The following is an 18,398-nucleotide window of genomic DNA, read 5'->3' as shown; positions in this document are numbered from 1 at the left end:
CTGTGAAAGTGTTATGGCAAGGATGGCTTAAGTTACAAGCCATCCTGGAAGGCTACGATTTAGCAAAATCTCTTGAGCCAGACTTGTGATCAAGAGACAGCTAATAGCGCCTTTTTTAGTGTTTTTTAATTTAATTGGCTTATTAATAAACTAAAAAATGCTTCTTTGTTGTTGCACGTGTGGGCATTCAAAATAAGTTGCTCGCCTAGTGCTAATGTTTGTTTTTGCACTATAAGACGCGCCTTATCATCACCAATACTATCTATATCGGTTACATGTGCGAGCCCTATGGTGCGCCTAATTAACTCAGCACCACAGTAACCAATGGCGTCTTGTAATACCCCTTTTATAAAGTATTCACTGTAGCCTGTAACCTTTAGCGCAACTTCAGTAGTGTGCTCATTTATAAGCGTAAGCCAATGTTGTTCAAATAAGGTATAGCATTCAACAAGGGTGCTTAATAAGTGGGTTTGATAATTACGACGAGTCAAAAAATCTTCAATATGCCCGTATTGTGCGCAGTAATTTAAAAGTAAATTACCAATAAAAGAGCCAATATCGAACCCAGTAGGACCAAAAAAACCAAACTCAGGATCGATCATCTTTGTATTATTACAATCAACAAAAATACTGCCGCTATGCATATCACCATGGAGTAATGTTTGCGGGTTAGATAAAAAATTAGCTTTTAATTTTGCTATTTCTAACTTTAATGCGCTGTTCTTGTGTATTGCATCAACTTCGCTTTGTAGTTGCTTTGGGTAGTTATTGCGTTCGTGCTCAATGTACGGATCGCTAAAAAATAAGTCTTCAGTGATTTGGCAAAGCTCAGGGTTAGTAAATTGGCTAACGAGCGCTTTTTTAGTTTGTGCGGTTAAATAAAAATCTGAATTATAAAAACCAGTATGGCTTAAGTAGGTCGCTACGTGCTGCGCTAATTTAGGAAATTGCTCAGCATTATTTTGTGCAGTTCGCAGTATTTGTAAATTACCTAAATCTTCTAAAATAGTCAGTGCTTGCATTTCACTATAATGTAAAACCCTAGCAGTATAAGTTGGGCAAATAGCGCCATGATTAAGCAAAACTTGTGCTTCTATACGAGCTCTATCAAGCGTTAATGGCCACGACTCACCCACGCAACGCGCATAAGGCAGAGCTTGCTTTAAAATAACACTATTGTTTTGCTCATCAGTAATTCTAAATACTAAATTAAGATTGCCATCACCAAACTCATATGCCGATAAGGCTTGTCCGGGAGCAAAAAAATTACATTGTTTAGATTCAATTAATGTCGATACATAATCGATAGCGCGCTGTGCATTAAAAGCAACATAGTTAGTCATGGTTTAAATCTCAAAAATCAGCTTTTAAGCATTCTATACCTTTAAATGTTTAGATGTCTACAAGTCCAACTTGAGAGTTATTCAAAGTGGTGTAAAATAACGTTACGCATTTTTAATACCTTAAGCATTATGCAAAATTTAATCGCAAGCAGTTTAAAATATGAAAACGGGTCGCTTAGTGTGCTCGACCAATATTTACTACCTCACCAGCAGGTATGGCATCAATGCCATGATGTAGAAACCATGAAAGAGCTGATCATTAGTTTAAAAGTACGTGGAGCTCCACTTATTGGTTTAAGCGCGAGCTTGTTAGTGGCGTATTTAGCTGAGCAAGGGGTAGTTAAAGGTGAGCTTGAAAAAGCAATCAATGAGCTAGAAGCCACTCGCCCAACGGCGGTTAATTTAATGCATTGTATGGCTGCATTGCGTAAAGCTTTAACGCAAAGCGGTTATGTTGCCGGTATTGTTACCACAGCTGAGCGGTTGTTTATTGAAGATATTGAGCTGTGTGAGCGAATGGCAAGCCGTGGCGCCGAACTTATAAATAGTGGCGACAACATATTAACCCATTGTAATACAGGGGCGCTTGCAACCGCTGGTATTGGTACTGCACTAGGTGTTATTTACAAAGCGCAGCAAAAATATGGCAACGTACATGTGTGGGTTGATGAAACACGACCATTATTACAAGGCGGTCGCTTAACTGCCTTTGAGCTTGAGCGCTGGAAAATACCTTACACTCTAATTTGCGATAATATGGCGGCGAGTTTAATGGCTGCAGGTAAGGTGGATAAAATAGTGGTAGGGGCTGATCGTATTGCTGCCAATGGTGATTTTGCCAATAAAGTGGGCACCTATAATTTAGCCGTACTTGCGTATTTCCATAACATTCCATTTTATGTAGTTGCGCCTATTACCACGCTTGATACCAACACCGCGTGTGGTAATGATATAGAAATAGAGCAACGTAATCCTCAAGAAGTGCGCGGAGTTAGCGGTAGCTTTGGTGAGGCTTTATGGGCGCCCACTAATGCTAATGTGTATAACCCTGCATTTGATATAACGCCGGCAAAACTGGTCACAGGGTGGGTGTTAGATACGGGTGTGTATAACCAGCAACAAGTATTAATGGGTAAACTTAAAGAGCTAACTCAATAATATGCGACTGAATTCTGAAAGAAACTCAGAGGTACTATTTAGGTAGTTGGGGTAGGCTTTTTCTATTGATTTCAAGTCGCTCCCTGCAACTAGAAGCACGTTATTGTGAGTTTGTTTTTCTTGTTCGGCGTAATGCGTTAGAGCTTCTTGCTTTTTATTTTCTGCATATAAAAAGACTCGACCCATTTGTGTTTCTGTGTTGTGAACGAGTAAAGCAAAGCCTGTATCTTTCGATTTATTTTTAATTTCGTCAACTTGGAATGCGCGATTAAATGCATCAAGCTTATGAAATGCGGCTAGCTTTTTATTTAGTGCCGAAAGCTCATCAACAAAGGTCTGCGATTGTTGTGAACTTAATTGATTTGAACCATCTTTGACTGCAAGAAACTCACCCATGATAAAAAATAATCGCTTCCAATCTGTGTCGGCTGCTTGGGGATTGGTTTTTAGTGTTTCTTTTTCAATAATATCTACAATTTCAACAGTAGTAGCCCAAAGGTGCTGAAGCCTAGTGCGTAACTGTACTTCAATTTGAAAGCCTTTATAATCGTGAGATTTTAAATTGTTATAACTTTTATAAACACGATGAATACCTCTATAGCCTGTCGCTTTTGGGTTTTCAATATAATCATATGATTTAACGCTATGAACTGCTCTACTCGAATCTAAACTTGCGTTGAGTTGATATAGATGCTCTAGATTATCTAAGATTACTCGGCAGCCACCTATGTCGTGCATTCGCTTCAGATTTATTGCGTTTTCACTTTTACCATCCAACGAGGCTCTTTGTAACTTATCTATAATAGTTGGCAAGCGCTTTAAGCGTCTAACTATAGTCGCCGATTCTAGCAAATGAAGCTTTTTTACATGTTTCCATACGAGGTTTTTAATAATAGTCAGCGGATATAAATGTGCTGCACGATAGTTTTGTACAACCTCTATTGCAAAGTCAAAATCACCTTCATTTTTACGAAAAATACGACCAGCCTTTTCAACTTGCTTACGTGAGTAGGCTAGTTGTTGTTTAGACTTTTGATATTGTTCGTTCACCATTGGAAAGTTACTCTTTATCAGCTGCATTGCTAAAATAATATTACAGAGTTAAGTGATTGAAGTCATCCTGCAAATTGCATAAATACGCTTATAGAAAATATAGTTTAGGCATGCGTGCACTGAGCTTTATTAATCGAGTAAGGGAAATTGCTCTGCAATAGACGAGTCAGTACTTTTTGCTACCCAGCCCTCTGTATTGTTAAATAAGCGAATGGCAGTAAACTCAGGAGCGCTTCCCATATCAAACCAATGCGGGGTAAGTTCAGGCACTGAAATTAAATCGCCTTGTTGGCAAAGTACCTGATAAACCTTATTGTCTAAATGTAGGCAAAATAGCCCTTGGCCTTTTACAAAAAAACGTACTTCGTCTTCACTATGAGTATGTTCAAATAAAAACTTTTTGCGCAGCTCTGATGAGGCAGGATTACCTTTAGCTAGAGATATAACGTCTACTGTTTGATAGCCATTTTCAGTTTTTAACCGATCTATATCGTTTTTGTACGCACTAATAATTTGCTCATGGGTGGTGTGCTCATTAATATCTGCATTTGCTTGCCACTGTTCAAAACGTACGTTTACTTTAGCTAGTTGCTTTGCAATATCATCAGCATTTGATGTGCTTACAAGTGCTTTGTTTGCATTGTTGTCGGCATACACTGTTAATTGGCTCATACTAATTGCTCCAATTTAAATTGGCTAAAGTCATTAATATAAGGATGTGTTTTGGTGTTTGCTTGCCCATCACGAATTAAATGTAATGTTTTTATGCCCGCAGCTTGCGCGGCATCAAGCTCGCCGGCTACATCACTTAAAAAGAGTATTTCTGCTGCTTTAAACGGTAACAGATCAACAATAGTGTTATAGGCTGTTTGCTCTTGTTTTGCGCCAACTTTGGTGTCAAAAAAGTCAGTAAACAAGCTGCGAATGTCGCCATAATCACTGTATTTAAAAAGTAGCTGCTGCGCTTTTACCGACCCTGACGAGTACACATACAAAGTAATATCGTTGTTGTGTTGAGCTTGTAAAAAATCAAATGCATCTGGGTATAAATGACCTTTAAAATCACCGTGTTCATACCCTGTTTGCCAGATTAAGCCTTGTAACTGCTTAAGTGGAGTGATTTTTTTATCTTCATCAATCCAGGTAAGTAAGGTGGTAATGACTTCTTCTATATTGGCGTTTGGCTTTTCGATAAGGGCTTTTACGGCACTAATTTGCTCAGCTACATCTGGCTTATTAGCATTGGCACGTACAAAGGTAGGTAATTGCTTTGCCGCGTAAGGAAACAGCACCTCTTTAACAAACGAGATGCGGGTTATTGTACCTTCGATGTCGGTTAAAATGGCTTTAATCATTTAGTTACTCCCGCTTGAATACCTATTATTTTTAGGCGCTCTAGTTCGCAACTAAATAAAAACTCTAAGGCTTCTAGGTGGCGGCGAACTTCATCAATATTGCGCCCTACAGCATATAAGCCATGACCACGTATAAGTACGCCATGCTCTATTGGTGTATGTAAATGATGGTCACTGACCAGCAGGCTTAATCGGTCAATATCTTGATCGTTATCGAAAATAGGAATGCTCAGCGTTTCTAAATGCGAAGTAAAGCCGCTCAGTGCTTTTTGCATTTCATAGCCTGTTAAATCAAGCTGATGCCTTTGGGTAATTTGCGACAGTATGGTGGCGGCTACAGAGTGAGTATGCAAAACACACTGTGCATCAGGTATAAGCTGATACAAACTTAGGTGTAATTGTGTTTCTGCCGATGGCTTTACAGCTCCTGCTAGGCGCTCGCCTTGGTGATCTAATTGCAAAAAATGCTCTTGCGTCAGTGAGCCTTTATCGTGCCCACTTGCTGTAACAACAAAGCCAGTGCTAGTACGAGCTGAAAAGTTTCCACCTGTTGCGGGTACCCAGCCTTTTTGGCTAACCCATTTTCCGGCTTCAATAAGTTGTGAAATAGCGGTATTGTTTTGCATACATTCCTCACTAATGAGCGTAAAGTTAATTGTTTTTAGACGGCTATACTTCTATTTTAAGCAATGATAGCATCGCTTTAAGCGCAAAACCATCATTAAGGGCATCACGTGTTTGAAAGTAAATTACCAAATTTAGGCGTTAGTATATTTAGCCAAATGAGCGGGTTGGCTAATGAGTTTTCGGCAATTAATCTCTCTCAAGGCTTTCCTGAGTTTGATGCTCCTGATCTTTTAAAAACGCAGTTAAATTATTATGTGCAGCAGGGCGTTAATCAATATTCACCTTCAAGTGGTGTACCACGATTACAGCAACAAATTGCTGATTTAGCAAAGCGCAAATATGCAGCTGATATCAACGCAGCTGATCAAGTTACTGTTACCTCAGGTGCAACAGAGGCATTGTTTGTGGCTATTCAAACAATTGTGCGCCCAAGTGATGAAGTGATTGTATTTGACCCTGCATATGACTCTTACCAACCGGCAATTGAACTCGCTGGTGGAAAGTCAGTACACATTGCTTTAAGTGCGCCAAATTACACTATTGATTGGCAAGTAGTAAGCCAAGCAATTACTAAAAATACCCGTGCAATTATTATTAATACGCCTCATAACCCAAGCGGTAAAATATTACAGCCACAAGATATAAAAGCGCTTAAAGAGTTAGTTGGTACTCACAATTTGTATGTAATAAGCGATGAGGTATATGAGCACATTACGTTTGATGAACAACCGCATTTAAGCGTATTACGCGATGATGAATTATTTGCCAAAAGCTTTGTTGTATCGAGTTTTGGTAAAACGTTTCACAGCACGGGCTGGAAAATGGGTTACTGTATTGCACCTGCAGATTTAGCTGTCGAATTTAGAAAAATTCATCAGTACGTTACGTTTTCAAGTTTTACCCCCGCACAGCATGCGCTTGCCGATATGCTCGAGCAGCAAGGCGAGCATATAGATGAGCTAAGTGGGTTTTATCAGCAAAAACGCGACTTATTAGCGAGTCATTTAAGTAACAGCCGTTTTAAAATTTTACCTAGCCAGGGCACTTACTTTTTATTGTTAGATTACAGCGATGTATCGGATTTAAACGATGTTGATTTTTGCCACTGGTTAGTTGAGCAAGCCGCTGTTGCGGCTATTCCGTTAAGTGTTTTTTATCAAAATCCACCAACCGACAAAGTCATTCGTTTATGCTTTGCTAAAAACGACAACACTCTCATAGAGGCTGCGCAAATATTATGTCAACTTTAACCATTACAGCATTGCAAAGCTCGCTTTATTGGCTTGATAAAGATGCTAATTTAGCCATGTTTAATAAGCAGCTTGAGTCAATTACGCATCAGCCCGATCTTATTTTATTGCCCGAAACATTCTCGACTGGCTTTGCTATTAATTTAGATTGTGCAGAGCCCGAAAACGGTAAAGTACTGACGTGGTTAAAGGCGCAGGCTCATAAACATAATGCGTTTATTGCGGGTTCGGTACTTGTTGCACAAGGCGATAAAAAAGCAAATCGGTTTTATTGGGTAAAACCCGATGGAGAGGTGAGTTATTACGATAAGCGCCATTTATTTCGCTTAGGCAGTGAGGGTGACTACGTTGTAGCAGGGCAAGCACGCAAAGTTTTTGAAATCAATGGTTTTAAACTATTACCGCAGGTATGTTACGACCTGCGCTTTCCGGTATTTCAACGTAATAATAACGACTACGATGTAATGATAAACGTAGCAAACTGGCCTGCTGTGCGCCGCCATATTTGGGATACGTTACTTATGGCGCGTGCAATGGAAAACCTGTGTTACGTAGTAGGCGTTAATCGTGTGGGTGACGACGGTAATGGTGTGGCGCACAATGGCGGTACCGCAGTATACGACTTCAAAGGCGATGCGTTAACTAAAGCGCAAGATGACGCAGAGCAACTAGTTACTATCACACTTGAAAAAGCACCACTGGATGAGTTTAAAGCAGCGTTTCCTGCCTATTTAGATGCAGACCCTTTTACATTAATATAGACACGTTAATTTAGCGCAGAGCCAATAAAGTGTTAAAATAGTCGCAGATATTTTTGTTGGCGGCTAATATACATTATGAACACTTTAATCACTCCTGTAATTTTAGCTGGTGGCATAGGCTCTCGCTTGTGGCCGCTTTCTCGCCAAGCAATGCCTAAACAATTTTTACCACTACTAAATGAAAACACGTCATTACTGCAAAGTACATTGGCGCGTGTTTCTAATGAGTTGTTTGATAATGCTATTTTAGTGTGTAATGAGCAGCACCGATTTATTGCCGCCGAGCAAGCTGCAAGCTCAATTCCTACTGCATTATTACTCGAACCCAAAGGTAAAAATACCGCTCCTGCCATCGCATTAGCCGCCCACTATGCACTGCAAAATGGGATTACCGGTCCGCTATTAGTGATGCCTGCCGATCATCATATTAAAAACTTTGATGTATTAACAGCTAAGCTCCCTGAAGCTGTAAAACTTGCTGCGCAAGGAAAGCTAGTTACATTTTCGATTACTCCTACAGAACCGCATACTGGTTATGGCTATATAAAACAAGGCGCGGCTATTGCTGGAACGGGTTGTTACGATGTTGCTCAATTTAAAGAAAAGCCTGACTTAGATACAGCGAACCGTTATTTAGCTCAAGGTGGTTATAGCTGGAATAGCGGCATGTTTTTATTTACCCCAGCGACCTATTTAAAAGAGCTCGAGCGGTTTGCGCCAAAAATAGCAACGAGTGTCGCTGCAGCAACACAATTTACTAAAGATTTAGGGTTTACCCGCCCAAGCAATAGTGCGCTTGAGCACTGCCCAAGCGATTCAATTGATTACGCTATTTTAGAGCGCAGTAATAACGTAGTTGTTATGCCTGTTGATTTAAAATGGAGTGATGTAGGTAGTTTTTCATCCCTTGATGCGCTTACAAAAAAAGATGAAAACGGTAATAGCTTAAATGCTAATTATATGGCTCAAAAAAGCACTAATAACTTAGTTATTAACGAGACTGAACACACTATTGCCACGCTTGGAGTAAGCAATTTAGCAATTATTCATACTCATGATGCCACGTTAATTGCAAACCAAAATGAGCTAGATTCTTTGCCTTTGTTGCTTAAGCAAATTGCTACAACACAGGCCGATAAACTTAACCATCATCAAGTGGTTTTTCGCCCATGGGGGAATTACCGTACTTTGGTTGAAGGCACTGGCTTTAAAGTTAAAAAAATTACTGTTAATAGCGGTGCTAAGCTTTCGACGCAGCGCCATCAGCATCGTGCTGAACATTGGGTTGTGGTTTCGGGTATTGCAGATGTGTGTATTAATGAGCAAGCGCATACGCTAACGCACGACCAATCGTGTTATATCGCCGCAAAACAAATTCATAGCTTGGCTAATAATCAAAAAGAGCCGTTAATTGTCATTGAAGTGCAAACCGGTGCTGTACTTGATGAAAGCGATATAGAGCGATTTGATGATAAATATGGAAGAGGCTAATAATTAGCTATTTTTAAAGCTAATTCACTATTACTCTAACTGCCCACGCACAAACTTTAAATATTGCTCTAAGCTGCGTTGCCACAGATCTAACGCTTCATCAAGCATATCGTTGTGTGGCTTTTTATCGAGTAAACGACGTTCTATTTTTTTCAGCTCAATACCATAGCGATTAAAACCAAGTTGCAGAGCGGTACTTGCTTGGCGATGTAAAAGCTTAATGCATTGCTCTGGTTGTTGATCAATAAGCTTTTGACAGCGAATTAGCTTGTTACGCGCCGAAAGCACAAACTCATTATAAATCGACGATACTTCATCTTCACTAAACGAGCTGGTGAGTGTTTCGGCCGCTGTTTTGTCATACAACGTATCAATAAGCTCTACTGCAATACTCGCAGTTTGATTAGATTGAGAGTCGCTAAGTGCTTGGCGAAGCTTTTCGTGCTTAATAGGCTTGCCTACAATGTCTTTTATTCCTAATTCTAAATACTCTTTTACTTCGTCTGGGCTAAGGCTTGCAGTAAATGCGAGTACTGGAGTTCGTTGATTTTTATGATCAATGCGTTTTAGACGTTTAAGTACTTCTTGGCCTGTTAAATCAGGTAGATTCATATCAAGCAAAACAACATCGAAGTGGTGAGCTTGCATGAGCTCTATGGCGCTTTTCCCATCTTTTGCGAGCTTAATTTTGTGTTCATCGTCGGCCATAAATTCTATAGCAATTTTTTGATTTAAATCTAAATCTTCAACCAGTAGTACATTAAGACCTGTTAAGTAATCTTTAGTTTGATGGCGCTGCTCTACAAGGCTTAATTCACCTAAAGTAAAAGTAACGGTAAAGCTAAATACACTACCAGTACCAAGCTGGCTGGCTATTTCGAGTCGGCTACTGAGCTTTTCAAGCAGGCGACTGGTAATAGCTAAACCAAGGCCGGTTCCGCCTTTCTCTTTTCCTGCACTACTTTGTACATAAGGTTCTGTTAAGTAGGCTATCTCATCATTTTCTATACCTGGCCCTGAATCTTTGACACTAATTTTTATAGTGTGCTCAAGTTGTTTTTCTAATACTAAATCAACCTGAATTTTAACGGTTCCGTGGTCTGTAAACTTAATGGCATTACCCACTAAATTAATAATTATTTGCCTAAGTTTTTGCTGGTCGCAGTAATAACAGGCTTGCTCAGGAATATTACATATTAGTTCAAACTTGAGTTGCTTTTGCTCGGCGAGAGGGCTTAGTAATAAACATAAATTATTAAGCCATGTTTTAAACTCTACATCTTCTTCGTAAAGCGCTTCGTCACTTTGATCTAGGCTCGCGTAATCAAGGACCTTATCTACCAATAAGTTAAGTGATTCGGCAGAATTTATAATCGCTTCGCAATAGGCTTTATTGCGGGTATCACTTGTTTGGTTCATAACAAGTTGGGCGCTGCCTAAAATACCGTTTAGCGGCGTGCGAATTTCGTGGCTTATAGTTGATAAAAAGAGCCCGCGTATTTCTAAATCTTTTTGTGCTTTATCGGCTAATTTATTGAGGTGCTGCTCTCTGCGCTCATTACATAATAACGCCATACCTGCAGCATAAAACATGGGTGCAATCACGCCATTTAAAAATAGCAAAGAGCTAAACCAGCCGTTTACTAAAAGATTTTTTTGTTCAATGTTATCCATAAATAACGAGCGGCCAATAAAGCTTAAAGCAACAAGCGTTAAAATGGTTATGTATACAATACTGCCATTAGGATAGGGTTTGCGTGCACACTTAATAAATATAAACAGTAAAAAACCGGCTTCTGCTATGTGTTGTATATCGGATGCAATCACTCTTTCGTGTAAAGATGGGTCAAAAAAGGTGTAATAGCCAAGCATTACAGTGCAAAAAGCGGTCACTGAGCAGAGTAATTTAAAACCAATACCGCGATAATTTAAAAATTGACTAAGTGAAAGGCAGTGCACTATTGATGCGGCAAACATCATGCTACTGGCAGCGCTAATAATTACTAAATTATGTGTATCACCAACAAGAGTAAAGCCAATAACAGAGCCTAATAGCAATATGGGATAAAAAATGTATAGCAGCGTGCCCGATATTTGTTTGTTTGTTCGCCATGTCAAAAAGTTAAGTAAGGTCATTACGACCATGATGGCGATGCTGGCAAAATAAAGAGTGAAGGAGTCGAGCATTAATATTCCAGCAAAGTAGCTATTAAACTAAGATTATCAAAAGTATACACTTATACCAATTATCAAAACAGATCACTTAGGCAAGCAAATTGGTATTAAATAAGTGTGTAACACATACAAAAACAGACACCTAAGTGTCTGCTTTTAAATTTAAACTAAATATTTGATTAACGAATTTCATCAGGGATATTTTGTTGTGCCCACGATAGAAGTTCAATACGGTTACGACATTTGGTTTTTCTAAATGCGCTGTATAAATGTGTTTTAACAGTATGTGGACTAATACTTAAATCTTCTGCGATCTCTTTATTTTTGGAACCTTTACTCATTAGTGAGATTATTGCTTTTTCTCGCTTAGTAAGTTTAACAGGCTCAATATCACCTTCGGTTAGTTTATGCAGCGCATCTTTATTAAATTGCAGCATACGATTTAATGCATTACACATAATATCGCGACGGTACCAAAGTTGATCTTCAAGTAGTAAGCGAATACCTTTCATTAATACATCGGCGTTATCTGTTGTGTAAAATACGCCACGAATACCGCTTAACAATGCACGATTAGCAAGCTCAGGGTTTTCGTCTAAATTAAATAATATGATATCGCATTTAATACGTAGGTTTACTAGTTGTTCTTTTAGTTTTCCCCATGCATCCTTGCTTGATGTTTCAATAAACAAAAGTCGAGTCCCTTCAGGTATGTCTAAAATATTAGTACCTGTGGTTACGTCAAGGCCTTGCGTTTTTAACAAAGGTTCTAAAACGTTAATACCAATAGTGTTAATTGGCTCTTGATCTAATAACAAAAAGGCTGAACTGCTCATGTTTTTTATACTCTTTTATAAAGCTGACTGACTAAGTTTACCACGACTTCCACACCTTTTGTATTAGAAAATCGCTGATGTACTCAATAACAAATACGATATTACGATTATTTAAACACAAAATGTTGCAAATAAGTAACTATTTATTCTTTATAACTATGAAAAATCATAACATTTGTAACTAATTAATTGAGTGGAACAATTTAATAAAAACTTTTAATTATTTTACTTTTTTTACATTTTGATAAGGTGGCCAGCCCATTTCTTTACCGCCAAGCATGTGTAAATGTATGTGATAAACAGTTTGCCCACCATGTTCGTTACAGTTCATAACTACGCGGTATCCGTCCTCAGCAAAATTATGTTGCTTAGCTAATTTAGCTGCAACTACGTATAAGTTGCCTACTAAATGTGAGTTTTCAGGATTTATATCATTTATAGTAGCAATTGCTTTTTTTGGGATAATTAACACATGAAATGGCGCTTGTGGGTTTATATCTTTAAATGCGAGAGTGTTTTCATCTTCGTAAATAATATCTGCCGGGATTTCACGATTAATGATTTTGGTAAAAATAGTTTCTTGGCTCATAGTGTGTTCCTAATTAAGTGTTGTGAATTTTAAGCTCACTAATGACAAACTTTCAAAGCAGTGTCAAACTGAAATCAAATAAAGGAGTTAATATGCTTAAACCAATTTTAATAAGTAGTGCAGTTGCATTACTACTTAGTTTTTCGGCTAATGCTGAGAATATTCACTTTCCAGAAGAATTTGTACCACTGCAAGTGGGCGATAAAATGCTAGAAAGCTCTTTGTTTAGTCGTATTGATGATGTAGAGCTTGCTCCCGGAACTTATCAGCTTAGGCTAAAGTACACCGATTTATATGAAGATGATTATGACACGCACGAAGTTGTGGAGTCGGAACCATTTTGGGTAAGTGTAACTGTTGAAGCAGGTAAAGATTATACCTTAGTGTTTAATCGTGCTGAAAATGCAGTATCTGCAAAAGTATTTGCAGAAGCACCACAAGTTAGTTTAAAAGCAAAAAGTAGCGCTGTTGCTAAGCCTTTAAGTGTTATTTCTAACACGCAACTAGCAAGCAATAAACCGGTAATGCAAAATACATTGCCTGCAGGACCTTCACGTCCTAGTCAGCCGATAAAGCCGATAGCACCAATTACAGGTAAAGGAATGCCAAGTGCGCCGCAAATGCTTGATTTTTGGTGGCAACAAGCCACAACTGCAGAGCGTAAAGCTTTTTTAGAAAAAGTAACAAAGTAAAATAACAGAAAAACAAAAGGGCCAAATTTGGCCCTTTTTAGTTTCTAGTTAACGCTATTTATTCAAATAATGCGTCAATAGTACCTTGCGCAAGAGGGTGATACCCAGGGCGTGCTTTTAAGTACACGCTTTGTGCCCAGTCTTTTTTACCGTTAGTGATAAGTGATTTATATAACGGCACAATTAACTTACGACGGCCAATACCTGATAAGTGCTTATTAAGCGCAGGATAAATTGGTTGATAACCATTACCTACTGCTAGCATAAACCAAGCAAACGCACGTTCAGCGTTAGTTGATTGCGTTAGGTTAAATTCACTATCAAGCTCGCTCATTTTCTCTATGCTTAAATCGCGTGGTAAGTTATTTAAAAAGTGTAGCCACTCATGTACAGACCAATCAGCCGTTGGTAGTTGAGCTGCTGTTGTGTCGCCTTTCAACCATGCTGCTGTTGCAGTATCTACTTTATCAAATGCATCAGAAGTAGGGTTTGGCGCATCACTTGGTAAGCCAGGCTCAAAAATCCATTCGTTTACTTTATCCATACTTACAACACCAGGGTACTTCTCAATTAAGTTAGCTTTTAAGTAAGTAACAAATTGCGCGGTAGTAAGTGATTTAAACGAAAACTCTTTAAAGTACGCTTTTACGAACGGGTCAAACTTATCGCGGCCATATTTGTTTTCTAGATAGATTAAAAATAACTGACCTTTAGTGTAAGGCACTGAGCTAAACGCATCGTCTGGGTCGCGGCCATTAAGCTTTAAATTAAGGCGTGTATCTGGTGCATCAATTGTTTTAATTTGTGCGCGTAAAGACGCTGAATCAAGTGCTTGTTCCATAACCGCACGGTCACGACCAAATACTTCTTCCATAATGCGGTTTTCAACGTACGAGGTAAAACCTTCGTTTAACCATAAATCTTCCCACGTTGCGTTAGTTACTAAGTTACCTGACCAAGAATGAGCAAGCTCATGGGCAATAAGGTTAACTAAGCTTTTATCACCGGCAACAACCGTTGGGGTTATAAATGATAAGCGTGGGTTTTCCATGCCACCAAACGGAAAACTTGGCGGTAGCATTAATAAGTCGTAGCGACCCCATGCATATTCGCCGTACATGGCGTTTGTTTTGTCGATCATGGCTTGAGTGTCGTCAAATTCAGCAACTGAGGCATCTAAAATTGTAGGCTCAGCAAATATGCCCGTTTGGTGCGACATTGCTTTAAATTCTAAGTTACCTGCGCCAATAGCAATTAGGTAAGGTGAAATTGCTTGTGGCATATCAAAAATGTAGTCGCCATCTTTATAAAGCGCATCTTTGTTATCGGCACTCATTACAGCACGTATATCTTTTGGTGTATGAATTCGTGCAGAGTAAGTTACACGCATTGCGGGTGTATCTTGCACTGGGATCCAACTACGTGCATGAATTGCTTGCGATTGGCTGTACATAAATGGATGCGTTTTACTTGCCGTTTGCTCTGGTGTTAACCATTGCAGGCCAGATGCTTCTGGACGACTGTTGTAGTAAATACGAACTAATTCAGCTTGGTTTTTAAACACAATAGTAAGCTTTGAACCTTTAACGTCATCTCGCTTAGCTAAATCAAAAGTCGCCTTTTTCCAGTTACCACTTTGATCTTTGTACATTACTTTATCAATGTCTAAGTCGCGGGTATCAAGTACGAGAGTTCTGCTTTTGCTGTTGTTCCACTGAAGAGTATGCTCAACAAAACCTTCTAACTGCTTGTCGGCAAAGTCGACATCTAAATCAAGGTTTAAGTGAGTAGTAACAACATCATCAAGGTTAGCATACGAGTTTTGGTCAATCGCATTAGCCATTGCTTGCGAACACATACCCGCCATAGCGAGGCTTAAAAAAAGAGGTTTAATTTTCATCATTACTCTGAACACAAATAAAAAAGTGCTGGTTTTATATCACGATTGACACGGTGGGTTGAGTGATTTTTACAATCTAGTGCCACATTTGCGACGATGAGGTAAACTATTGCGATTAGTTACCGGTATTTTTAGAGAGCTTTGTGGCGCATTCATTACACTCCTTACATACATTCGCATTAAACAGCCAATGCCAAAATTTTGTTGAAATTACTCAGCTTGAGCAACTTAAAACGCAAAGTTTTAGTGCACCGTTTTGTTTGCTAGGCGAGGGCAGTAATACCGTATTTTTAAATGACTACATGGGTACGGTTATAAAAATAGCCTTAAAAGGTATTAAAATCACCGAGCGTGAGAGCGACACACTAATAAGTATTGCTGCAGGCGAAAACTGGCATCAACTAGTCAGTTATTTATTAGAGAAAAATATACCCGGGCTTGAAAATCTAGCACTTATACCGGGCACTGTTGGCGCATCACCGGTACAAAATATTGGTGCTTATGGCGTTGAGATAGCTAAATTTGTTGAGTTGGTAGAGTACTTTGATATAACCACTAAAACTATGCATTCACTAAATAACGAGCAATGTGAATTTGCTTACAGAGACTCAATATTTAAAAATACTCTCAAAAATAAAGCGGTGATCACGCAAGTGCATTTAGCGCTCCCAAAAAAATGGCAACCAGTATTAAGTTATGGCCCCCTGCAACAGCTCTCAAGCATTACCCCGCAAGCAGTATTCGATCAAGTAATACAAACTCGCAATAGCAAATTACCTAACCCATATACACTTGCCAATGCGGGTAGCTTTTTTAAAAACCCAATAATAACCAACCAGCAGTTAGCTGAGCTATTAAAGCAATTTGCAGATTTACCTCATTACGAATATGGGCAAAGTCATCACAAGGTCGCAGCAGGTTGGTTAATCGATCAAAGTGGTTTAAAAGGGCACCGCGAGGCAGGTATAGAAGTGCATCAACAACAAGCACTAGTACTTGTTAATCACGGAAATAGTGAAGGTGGTGACCTAATAAAAATGATTAAACACATTCAGCAAGTTGTTTATACGCGTTACAACATTATGTTAGAGCACGAAGTACGTTTAATGGATGCGCGCAGCGAATGCCATATTAACGCGGAGCCTGAGCAATGAAAGCACCTGATGGAAACAAACTCGCTATTTTAAATGCACTTAACCAAGGGGGCTTTGTATCTGGCCAAGCCTTGGGTGAAAAGCTAGGAATTAGCCGAGCTGCGGTGAGTAAACATATCAAAACGTTACAAGAAATGGGCTTGGATATTTTTAAAGTGACTGGCAAAGGCTACTGTTTGAATAGTCAGGTGGGCCTTTTAAATAAAACACAAATTGATCAGCACTACAAAGCGCTAGGTGCTAATACTGCCGATGTAGAAGTACACCCTATTATTGATTCGACCAACAGCGAGCTTATGCGCCGTATACAGGCTAAAACAGCGCTTGAGTCTGGCACTGTTATTGTTGCCGAAATGCAGCAAGCAGGGCGCGGCCGACGCGGCCGTGTTTGGCAATCCCCATTTGGCGCTAATCTGTATTACAGTTACTTTTGGCGTTTAGATGACGGGCTTCAAGCTGCAATGGGTGTATCAATTGCGGTAGGCCTTGCTGTTTATGATGCAATTAAAGCGTTATACCAAATTGACGTAGAGCTTAAATGGCCTAACGATATTTATATAAATAAACAAAAACTTGCAGGTGTATTGGTTGAATTAGATGGGCAACCGCAAGGACCTTGTCAGTTAGTGATTGGTATAGGTATTAATTTACAAATGCCTGAGAGTTTTAGCCAACATATAGACCAAGCGTGGACCGACTTAAATCAACATACTCAAAAGCTTGATAAAAACCAGCTGGTGGCGTCACTTACTTATCATTTAGAGCAGCGTTTAGTGCAGTATCGCCAAACTGGCTTACAAGATATGTATGAGCAATGGAATTCGCTTAATGCGTTTGCTGGCGATTATGTTGAGCTAAATACAGGACACCGAAGCTGGCGTGGAATATGCGAAGGTATTGACCCACAAGGTGGAATACGAATTCGCCAAGATGGTGAAGTAAAAAGTTATTACGGTGGGGAAGTCTCCCTCAGAAAGGCGCAAGTATGAGATTACTGATCGACGTAGGAAATACATCACTAAAAGCTGTGCTGTGGCATAACGAGCAAGCACAACCAGCAGATATAAATAACCTACCTTGGTTACAAATAACCGAAGTGATTTATGCGTGCGTAGGGCGCAGTGATTTACTAAACGATATTCTCGCGCAAGCGGCTAGTAATAATATTACTAGCTTTGAGGCCAAGGTAACCAAAACGCTTGGAGATCTTGTATGCGCTTACGAGCATGTGGGTAACTTAGGCATAGACAGGTGGCTTGCGCTTATTGCAGGCTTTATGTTATATCCAAACACAGTATGTATTGTTGTTGATGCGGGTACTGCGACAACAATTGATGTGCTCAATAGTGAAGGCCTACATTTAGGTGGCTGGATTTTACCCGGGCTTGATTTAATGACCTCATCGCTTACACAAAACACCCAACGTGTTTTTGATGACGGTAAAACACCGTTTACTAATGAATTGGGTAAAAACACGCCAAATGGTTTAAAAAACGGTGCCTTAGTGGCAACCATCGGGGCAATTGAGCAAGCTAAGCTGAATTTAACGGCTCAAAAAACAGAACAAGCAACACAAATTATTTTTGCTGGTGGCTATGGCTCACTATTGCAGCAGCAATTTGCAGGAAGTATTTTTGATTCATTGCTCGTAATGAAGGGATTGAATTATTGGTACGAATTAACCGAAACAGTATAAAAAAGTGCAAAAAACGCGTTTTCGCGTGAATATTGAGCATTTAAACTAAAAATTTACACTTTTTTTAATTTTATTGTTGCATCCCAATAAACCTTACTCTAATATCTCGCCCCGTACTAAAGCAGTGCCGACTTAGCTCAGCTGGTAGAGCAACTGACTTGTAATCAGTAGGTCAACCGTTCGACTCGGTTAGTCGGCACCACTTTCCTTTTACCGGAAGTGAATTAGTAGAGAATTATCGTGGAGGGGTTCCCGAGCGGCCAAAGGGATCAGACTGTAAATCTGACGGCTCAGCCTTCGCTGGTTCGAATCCAGCTC

Annotated in this window: 17 protein-coding genes and 1 tRNA gene; 9 read left to right on the top strand and 9 right to left on the bottom strand. The window is 39.4% G+C overall.

Annotation, left to right across the window (positions count from 1 at the left end):
* Positions 1-125 precede the first annotated feature (125 nt).
* Positions 126-1,343 (bottom strand): S-methyl-5-thioribose kinase, encoded by a 1,218-nt coding sequence (gene mtnK, locus I6F54_RS19650; RefSeq protein WP_197120156.1) that lies wholly within the window; start codon positions 1,341-1,343, stop codon positions 126-128.
* Positions 1,344-1,472: 129 nt separating this feature from the next.
* Here mtnK and mtnA point away from each other — a divergent pair, with 129 nt between their 5' ends.
* Positions 1,473-2,501 (top strand): S-methyl-5-thioribose-1-phosphate isomerase, encoded by a 1,029-nt coding sequence (gene mtnA / locus I6F54_RS19645; RefSeq protein WP_165729515.1) that lies wholly within the window; start codon positions 1,473-1,475, stop codon positions 2,499-2,501.
* Here mtnA and I6F54_RS19640 read toward each other — a convergent pair.
* From I6F54_RS19640 to I6F54_RS19625, 4 genes are all read right to left on the bottom strand, one after another.
* Positions 2,490-3,554 carry a RelA/SpoT domain-containing protein gene (locus tag I6F54_RS19640; protein WP_101217511.1) on the bottom strand — a complete coding sequence of 355 codons (1,065 nt, stop codon included), beginning with the start codon at positions 3,552-3,554 and terminating at the stop codon, positions 2,490-2,492. The genes mtnA and I6F54_RS19640 overlap by 12 nt on opposite strands.
* A 129-nt stretch (positions 3,555-3,683) precedes the next feature.
* Positions 3,684-4,226: a 1,2-dihydroxy-3-keto-5-methylthiopentene dioxygenase gene (locus I6F54_RS19635; RefSeq protein ID WP_165740098.1), complete on the bottom strand. Its 543-nt coding sequence runs from the start codon at positions 4,224-4,226 to the stop codon at positions 3,684-3,686.
* The gene (gene mtnC, locus I6F54_RS19630) at positions 4,223-4,909 is read right to left on the bottom strand and encodes an acireductone synthase (protein ID WP_165740100.1); all 687 of its coding nucleotides are present in this window, start codon (positions 4,907-4,909) and stop codon (positions 4,223-4,225) included. The genes I6F54_RS19635 and mtnC overlap by 4 nt, the downstream gene beginning before the upstream one ends.
* A complete protein-coding gene (locus tag I6F54_RS19625; protein ID WP_165729512.1) occupies positions 4,906-5,535 on the bottom strand; it encodes a methylthioribulose 1-phosphate dehydratase in 630 nt (209 codons plus the stop codon). Before I6F54_RS19625 ends, mtnC begins: the two co-directional genes overlap by 4 nt.
* Before the next feature lie 108 nt (positions 5,536-5,643).
* On the opposite strand from I6F54_RS19625, the gene I6F54_RS19620 reads away from it, so the two are divergent.
* The 3 genes from I6F54_RS19620 (at position 5,644) to I6F54_RS19610 (ending at position 9,038) form a co-directional block, all read left to right on the top strand.
* Positions 5,644-6,786 carry a methionine aminotransferase gene (locus I6F54_RS19620; RefSeq protein WP_165740102.1) on the top strand — a complete coding sequence of 381 codons (1,143 nt, stop codon included), beginning with the start codon at positions 5,644-5,646 and terminating at the stop codon, positions 6,784-6,786.
* Entirely contained in the window at positions 6,774-7,547 is a 774-nt protein-coding gene (locus I6F54_RS19615; RefSeq protein WP_165740104.1) for an amidohydrolase, read from the top strand. Before I6F54_RS19620 ends, I6F54_RS19615 begins: the two co-directional genes overlap by 13 nt.
* A gap of 75 nt (positions 7,548-7,622) precedes the next feature.
* Positions 7,623-9,038, top strand: coding sequence for a mannose-1-phosphate guanylyltransferase/mannose-6-phosphate isomerase (locus I6F54_RS19610; RefSeq protein WP_165740106.1), 1,416 nt, complete (start codon positions 7,623-7,625; stop codon positions 9,036-9,038).
* A 30-nt stretch (positions 9,039-9,068) separates the two neighbouring features.
* Here the strand turns inward: I6F54_RS19610 and I6F54_RS19605 are convergent, their stop codons facing one another.
* From I6F54_RS19605 to I6F54_RS19595, 3 genes are all read right to left on the bottom strand, one after another.
* Positions 9,069-11,225, bottom strand: a complete 2,157-nt coding sequence (locus I6F54_RS19605) for a response regulator (RefSeq protein WP_165729508.1) — start codon at positions 11,223-11,225, stop codon at positions 9,069-9,071.
* 167 nt (positions 11,226-11,392) lie between these two features.
* A complete protein-coding gene (locus tag I6F54_RS19600; RefSeq protein ID WP_004334929.1) occupies positions 11,393-12,049 on the bottom strand; it encodes a helix-turn-helix transcriptional regulator in 657 nt (218 codons plus the stop codon).
* A 220-nt stretch (positions 12,050-12,269) separates the two neighbouring features.
* The gene (locus I6F54_RS19595) at positions 12,270-12,638 is read right to left on the bottom strand and encodes a histidine triad nucleotide-binding protein (protein WP_007579887.1); all 369 of its coding nucleotides are present in this window, start codon (positions 12,636-12,638) and stop codon (positions 12,270-12,272) included.
* 92 nt (positions 12,639-12,730) lie between these two features.
* Between I6F54_RS19595 and I6F54_RS19590 the strand changes: the two genes are divergently transcribed.
* The gene (locus I6F54_RS19590; protein ID WP_121955040.1) at positions 12,731-13,330 is read left to right on the top strand and encodes a DUF2057 domain-containing protein; all 600 of its coding nucleotides are present in this window, start codon (positions 12,731-12,733) and stop codon (positions 13,328-13,330) included.
* A gap of 58 nt (positions 13,331-13,388) precedes the next feature.
* Here I6F54_RS19590 and I6F54_RS19585 read toward each other — a convergent pair whose 3' ends face one another.
* Positions 13,389-15,230: a M1 family metallopeptidase gene (locus tag I6F54_RS19585; protein WP_165729507.1), complete on the bottom strand. Its 1,842-nt coding sequence runs from the start codon at positions 15,228-15,230 to the stop codon at positions 13,389-13,391.
* 143 nt (positions 15,231-15,373) lie between these two features.
* Between I6F54_RS19585 and murB the strand changes: the two genes are divergently transcribed.
* From murB to I6F54_RS19565, 4 genes are all read left to right on the top strand, one after another.
* Entirely contained in the window at positions 15,374-16,384 is a 1,011-nt protein-coding gene (murB, locus tag I6F54_RS19580; protein ID WP_165729506.1) for a UDP-N-acetylmuramate dehydrogenase, read from the top strand.
* Positions 16,381-17,373, top strand: coding sequence for a bifunctional biotin--[acetyl-CoA-carboxylase] ligase/biotin operon repressor BirA (gene birA, locus I6F54_RS19575; RefSeq protein ID WP_007579893.1), 993 nt, complete (start codon positions 16,381-16,383; stop codon positions 17,371-17,373). Before murB ends, birA begins: the two co-directional genes overlap by 4 nt.
* The gene (locus I6F54_RS19570; protein ID WP_197142730.1) at positions 17,370-18,080 is read left to right on the top strand and encodes a type III pantothenate kinase; all 711 of its coding nucleotides are present in this window, start codon (positions 17,370-17,372) and stop codon (positions 18,078-18,080) included. Before birA ends, I6F54_RS19570 begins: the two co-directional genes overlap by 4 nt.
* Before the next feature lie 126 nt (positions 18,081-18,206).
* A tRNA-Thr gene (locus I6F54_RS19565) sits at positions 18,207-18,282 on the top strand.
* Positions 18,283-18,398 lie beyond the last annotated feature (116 nt).

Source organism: Pseudoalteromonas sp. SWXJZ10B (assembly GCF_015864475.1).
Taxonomy (GTDB): domain Bacteria; phylum Pseudomonadota; class Gammaproteobacteria; order Enterobacterales; family Alteromonadaceae; genus Pseudoalteromonas; species Pseudoalteromonas arctica.
Note: the sequence above shows the minus strand (reverse complement) of the source record. Positions and strands in the feature narration are given on the sequence as shown.

What these genes read in the sequence shown, in the direction of transcription:
- I6F54_RS19570 (WP_197142730.1), top strand. Translation starts at nt 17,370, where the DNA reads ATGAGATTACTGATCGACGTAGGAAATACATCACTAAAAGCTGTGCTG.
- I6F54_RS19590 (WP_121955040.1), top strand. Translation starts at nt 12,731, where the DNA reads ATGCTTAAACCAATTTTAATAAGTAGTGCAGTTGCATTACTACTTAGT.
- I6F54_RS19615 (WP_165740104.1), top strand. Translation starts at nt 6,774, where the DNA reads ATGTCAACTTTAACCATTACAGCATTGCAAAGCTCGCTTTATTGGCTT.
- I6F54_RS19585 (WP_165729507.1), bottom strand. Translation starts at nt 15,230, where the DNA reads ATGAAAATTAAACCTCTTTTTTTAAGCCTCGCTATGGCGGGTATGTGT.
- birA (WP_007579893.1), top strand. Translation starts at nt 16,381, where the DNA reads ATGAAAGCACCTGATGGAAACAAACTCGCTATTTTAAATGCACTTAAC.
- I6F54_RS19605 (WP_165729508.1), bottom strand. Translation starts at nt 11,225, where the DNA reads ATGCTCGACTCCTTCACTCTTTATTTTGCCAGCATCGCCATCATGGTC.
- mtnC (WP_165740100.1), bottom strand. Translation starts at nt 4,909, where the DNA reads ATGATTAAAGCCATTTTAACCGACATCGAAGGTACAATAACCCGCATC.
- I6F54_RS19640 (WP_101217511.1), bottom strand. Translation starts at nt 3,554, where the DNA reads ATGGTGAACGAACAATATCAAAAGTCTAAACAACAACTAGCCTACTCA.
- I6F54_RS19625 (WP_165729512.1), bottom strand. Translation starts at nt 5,535, where the DNA reads ATGCAAAACAATACCGCTATTTCACAACTTATTGAAGCCGGAAAATGG.
- I6F54_RS19600 (WP_004334929.1), bottom strand. Translation starts at nt 12,049, where the DNA reads ATGAGCAGTTCAGCCTTTTTGTTATTAGATCAAGAGCCAATTAACACT.
- I6F54_RS19610 (WP_165740106.1), top strand. Translation starts at nt 7,623, where the DNA reads ATGAACACTTTAATCACTCCTGTAATTTTAGCTGGTGGCATAGGCTCT.
- I6F54_RS19595 (WP_007579887.1), bottom strand. Translation starts at nt 12,638, where the DNA reads ATGAGCCAAGAAACTATTTTTACCAAAATCATTAATCGTGAAATCCCG.
- mtnA (WP_165729515.1), top strand. Translation starts at nt 1,473, where the DNA reads ATGCAAAATTTAATCGCAAGCAGTTTAAAATATGAAAACGGGTCGCTT.
- I6F54_RS19635 (WP_165740098.1), bottom strand. Translation starts at nt 4,226, where the DNA reads ATGAGCCAATTAACAGTGTATGCCGACAACAATGCAAACAAAGCACTT.
- mtnK (WP_197120156.1), bottom strand. Translation starts at nt 1,343, where the DNA reads ATGACTAACTATGTTGCTTTTAATGCACAGCGCGCTATCGATTATGTA.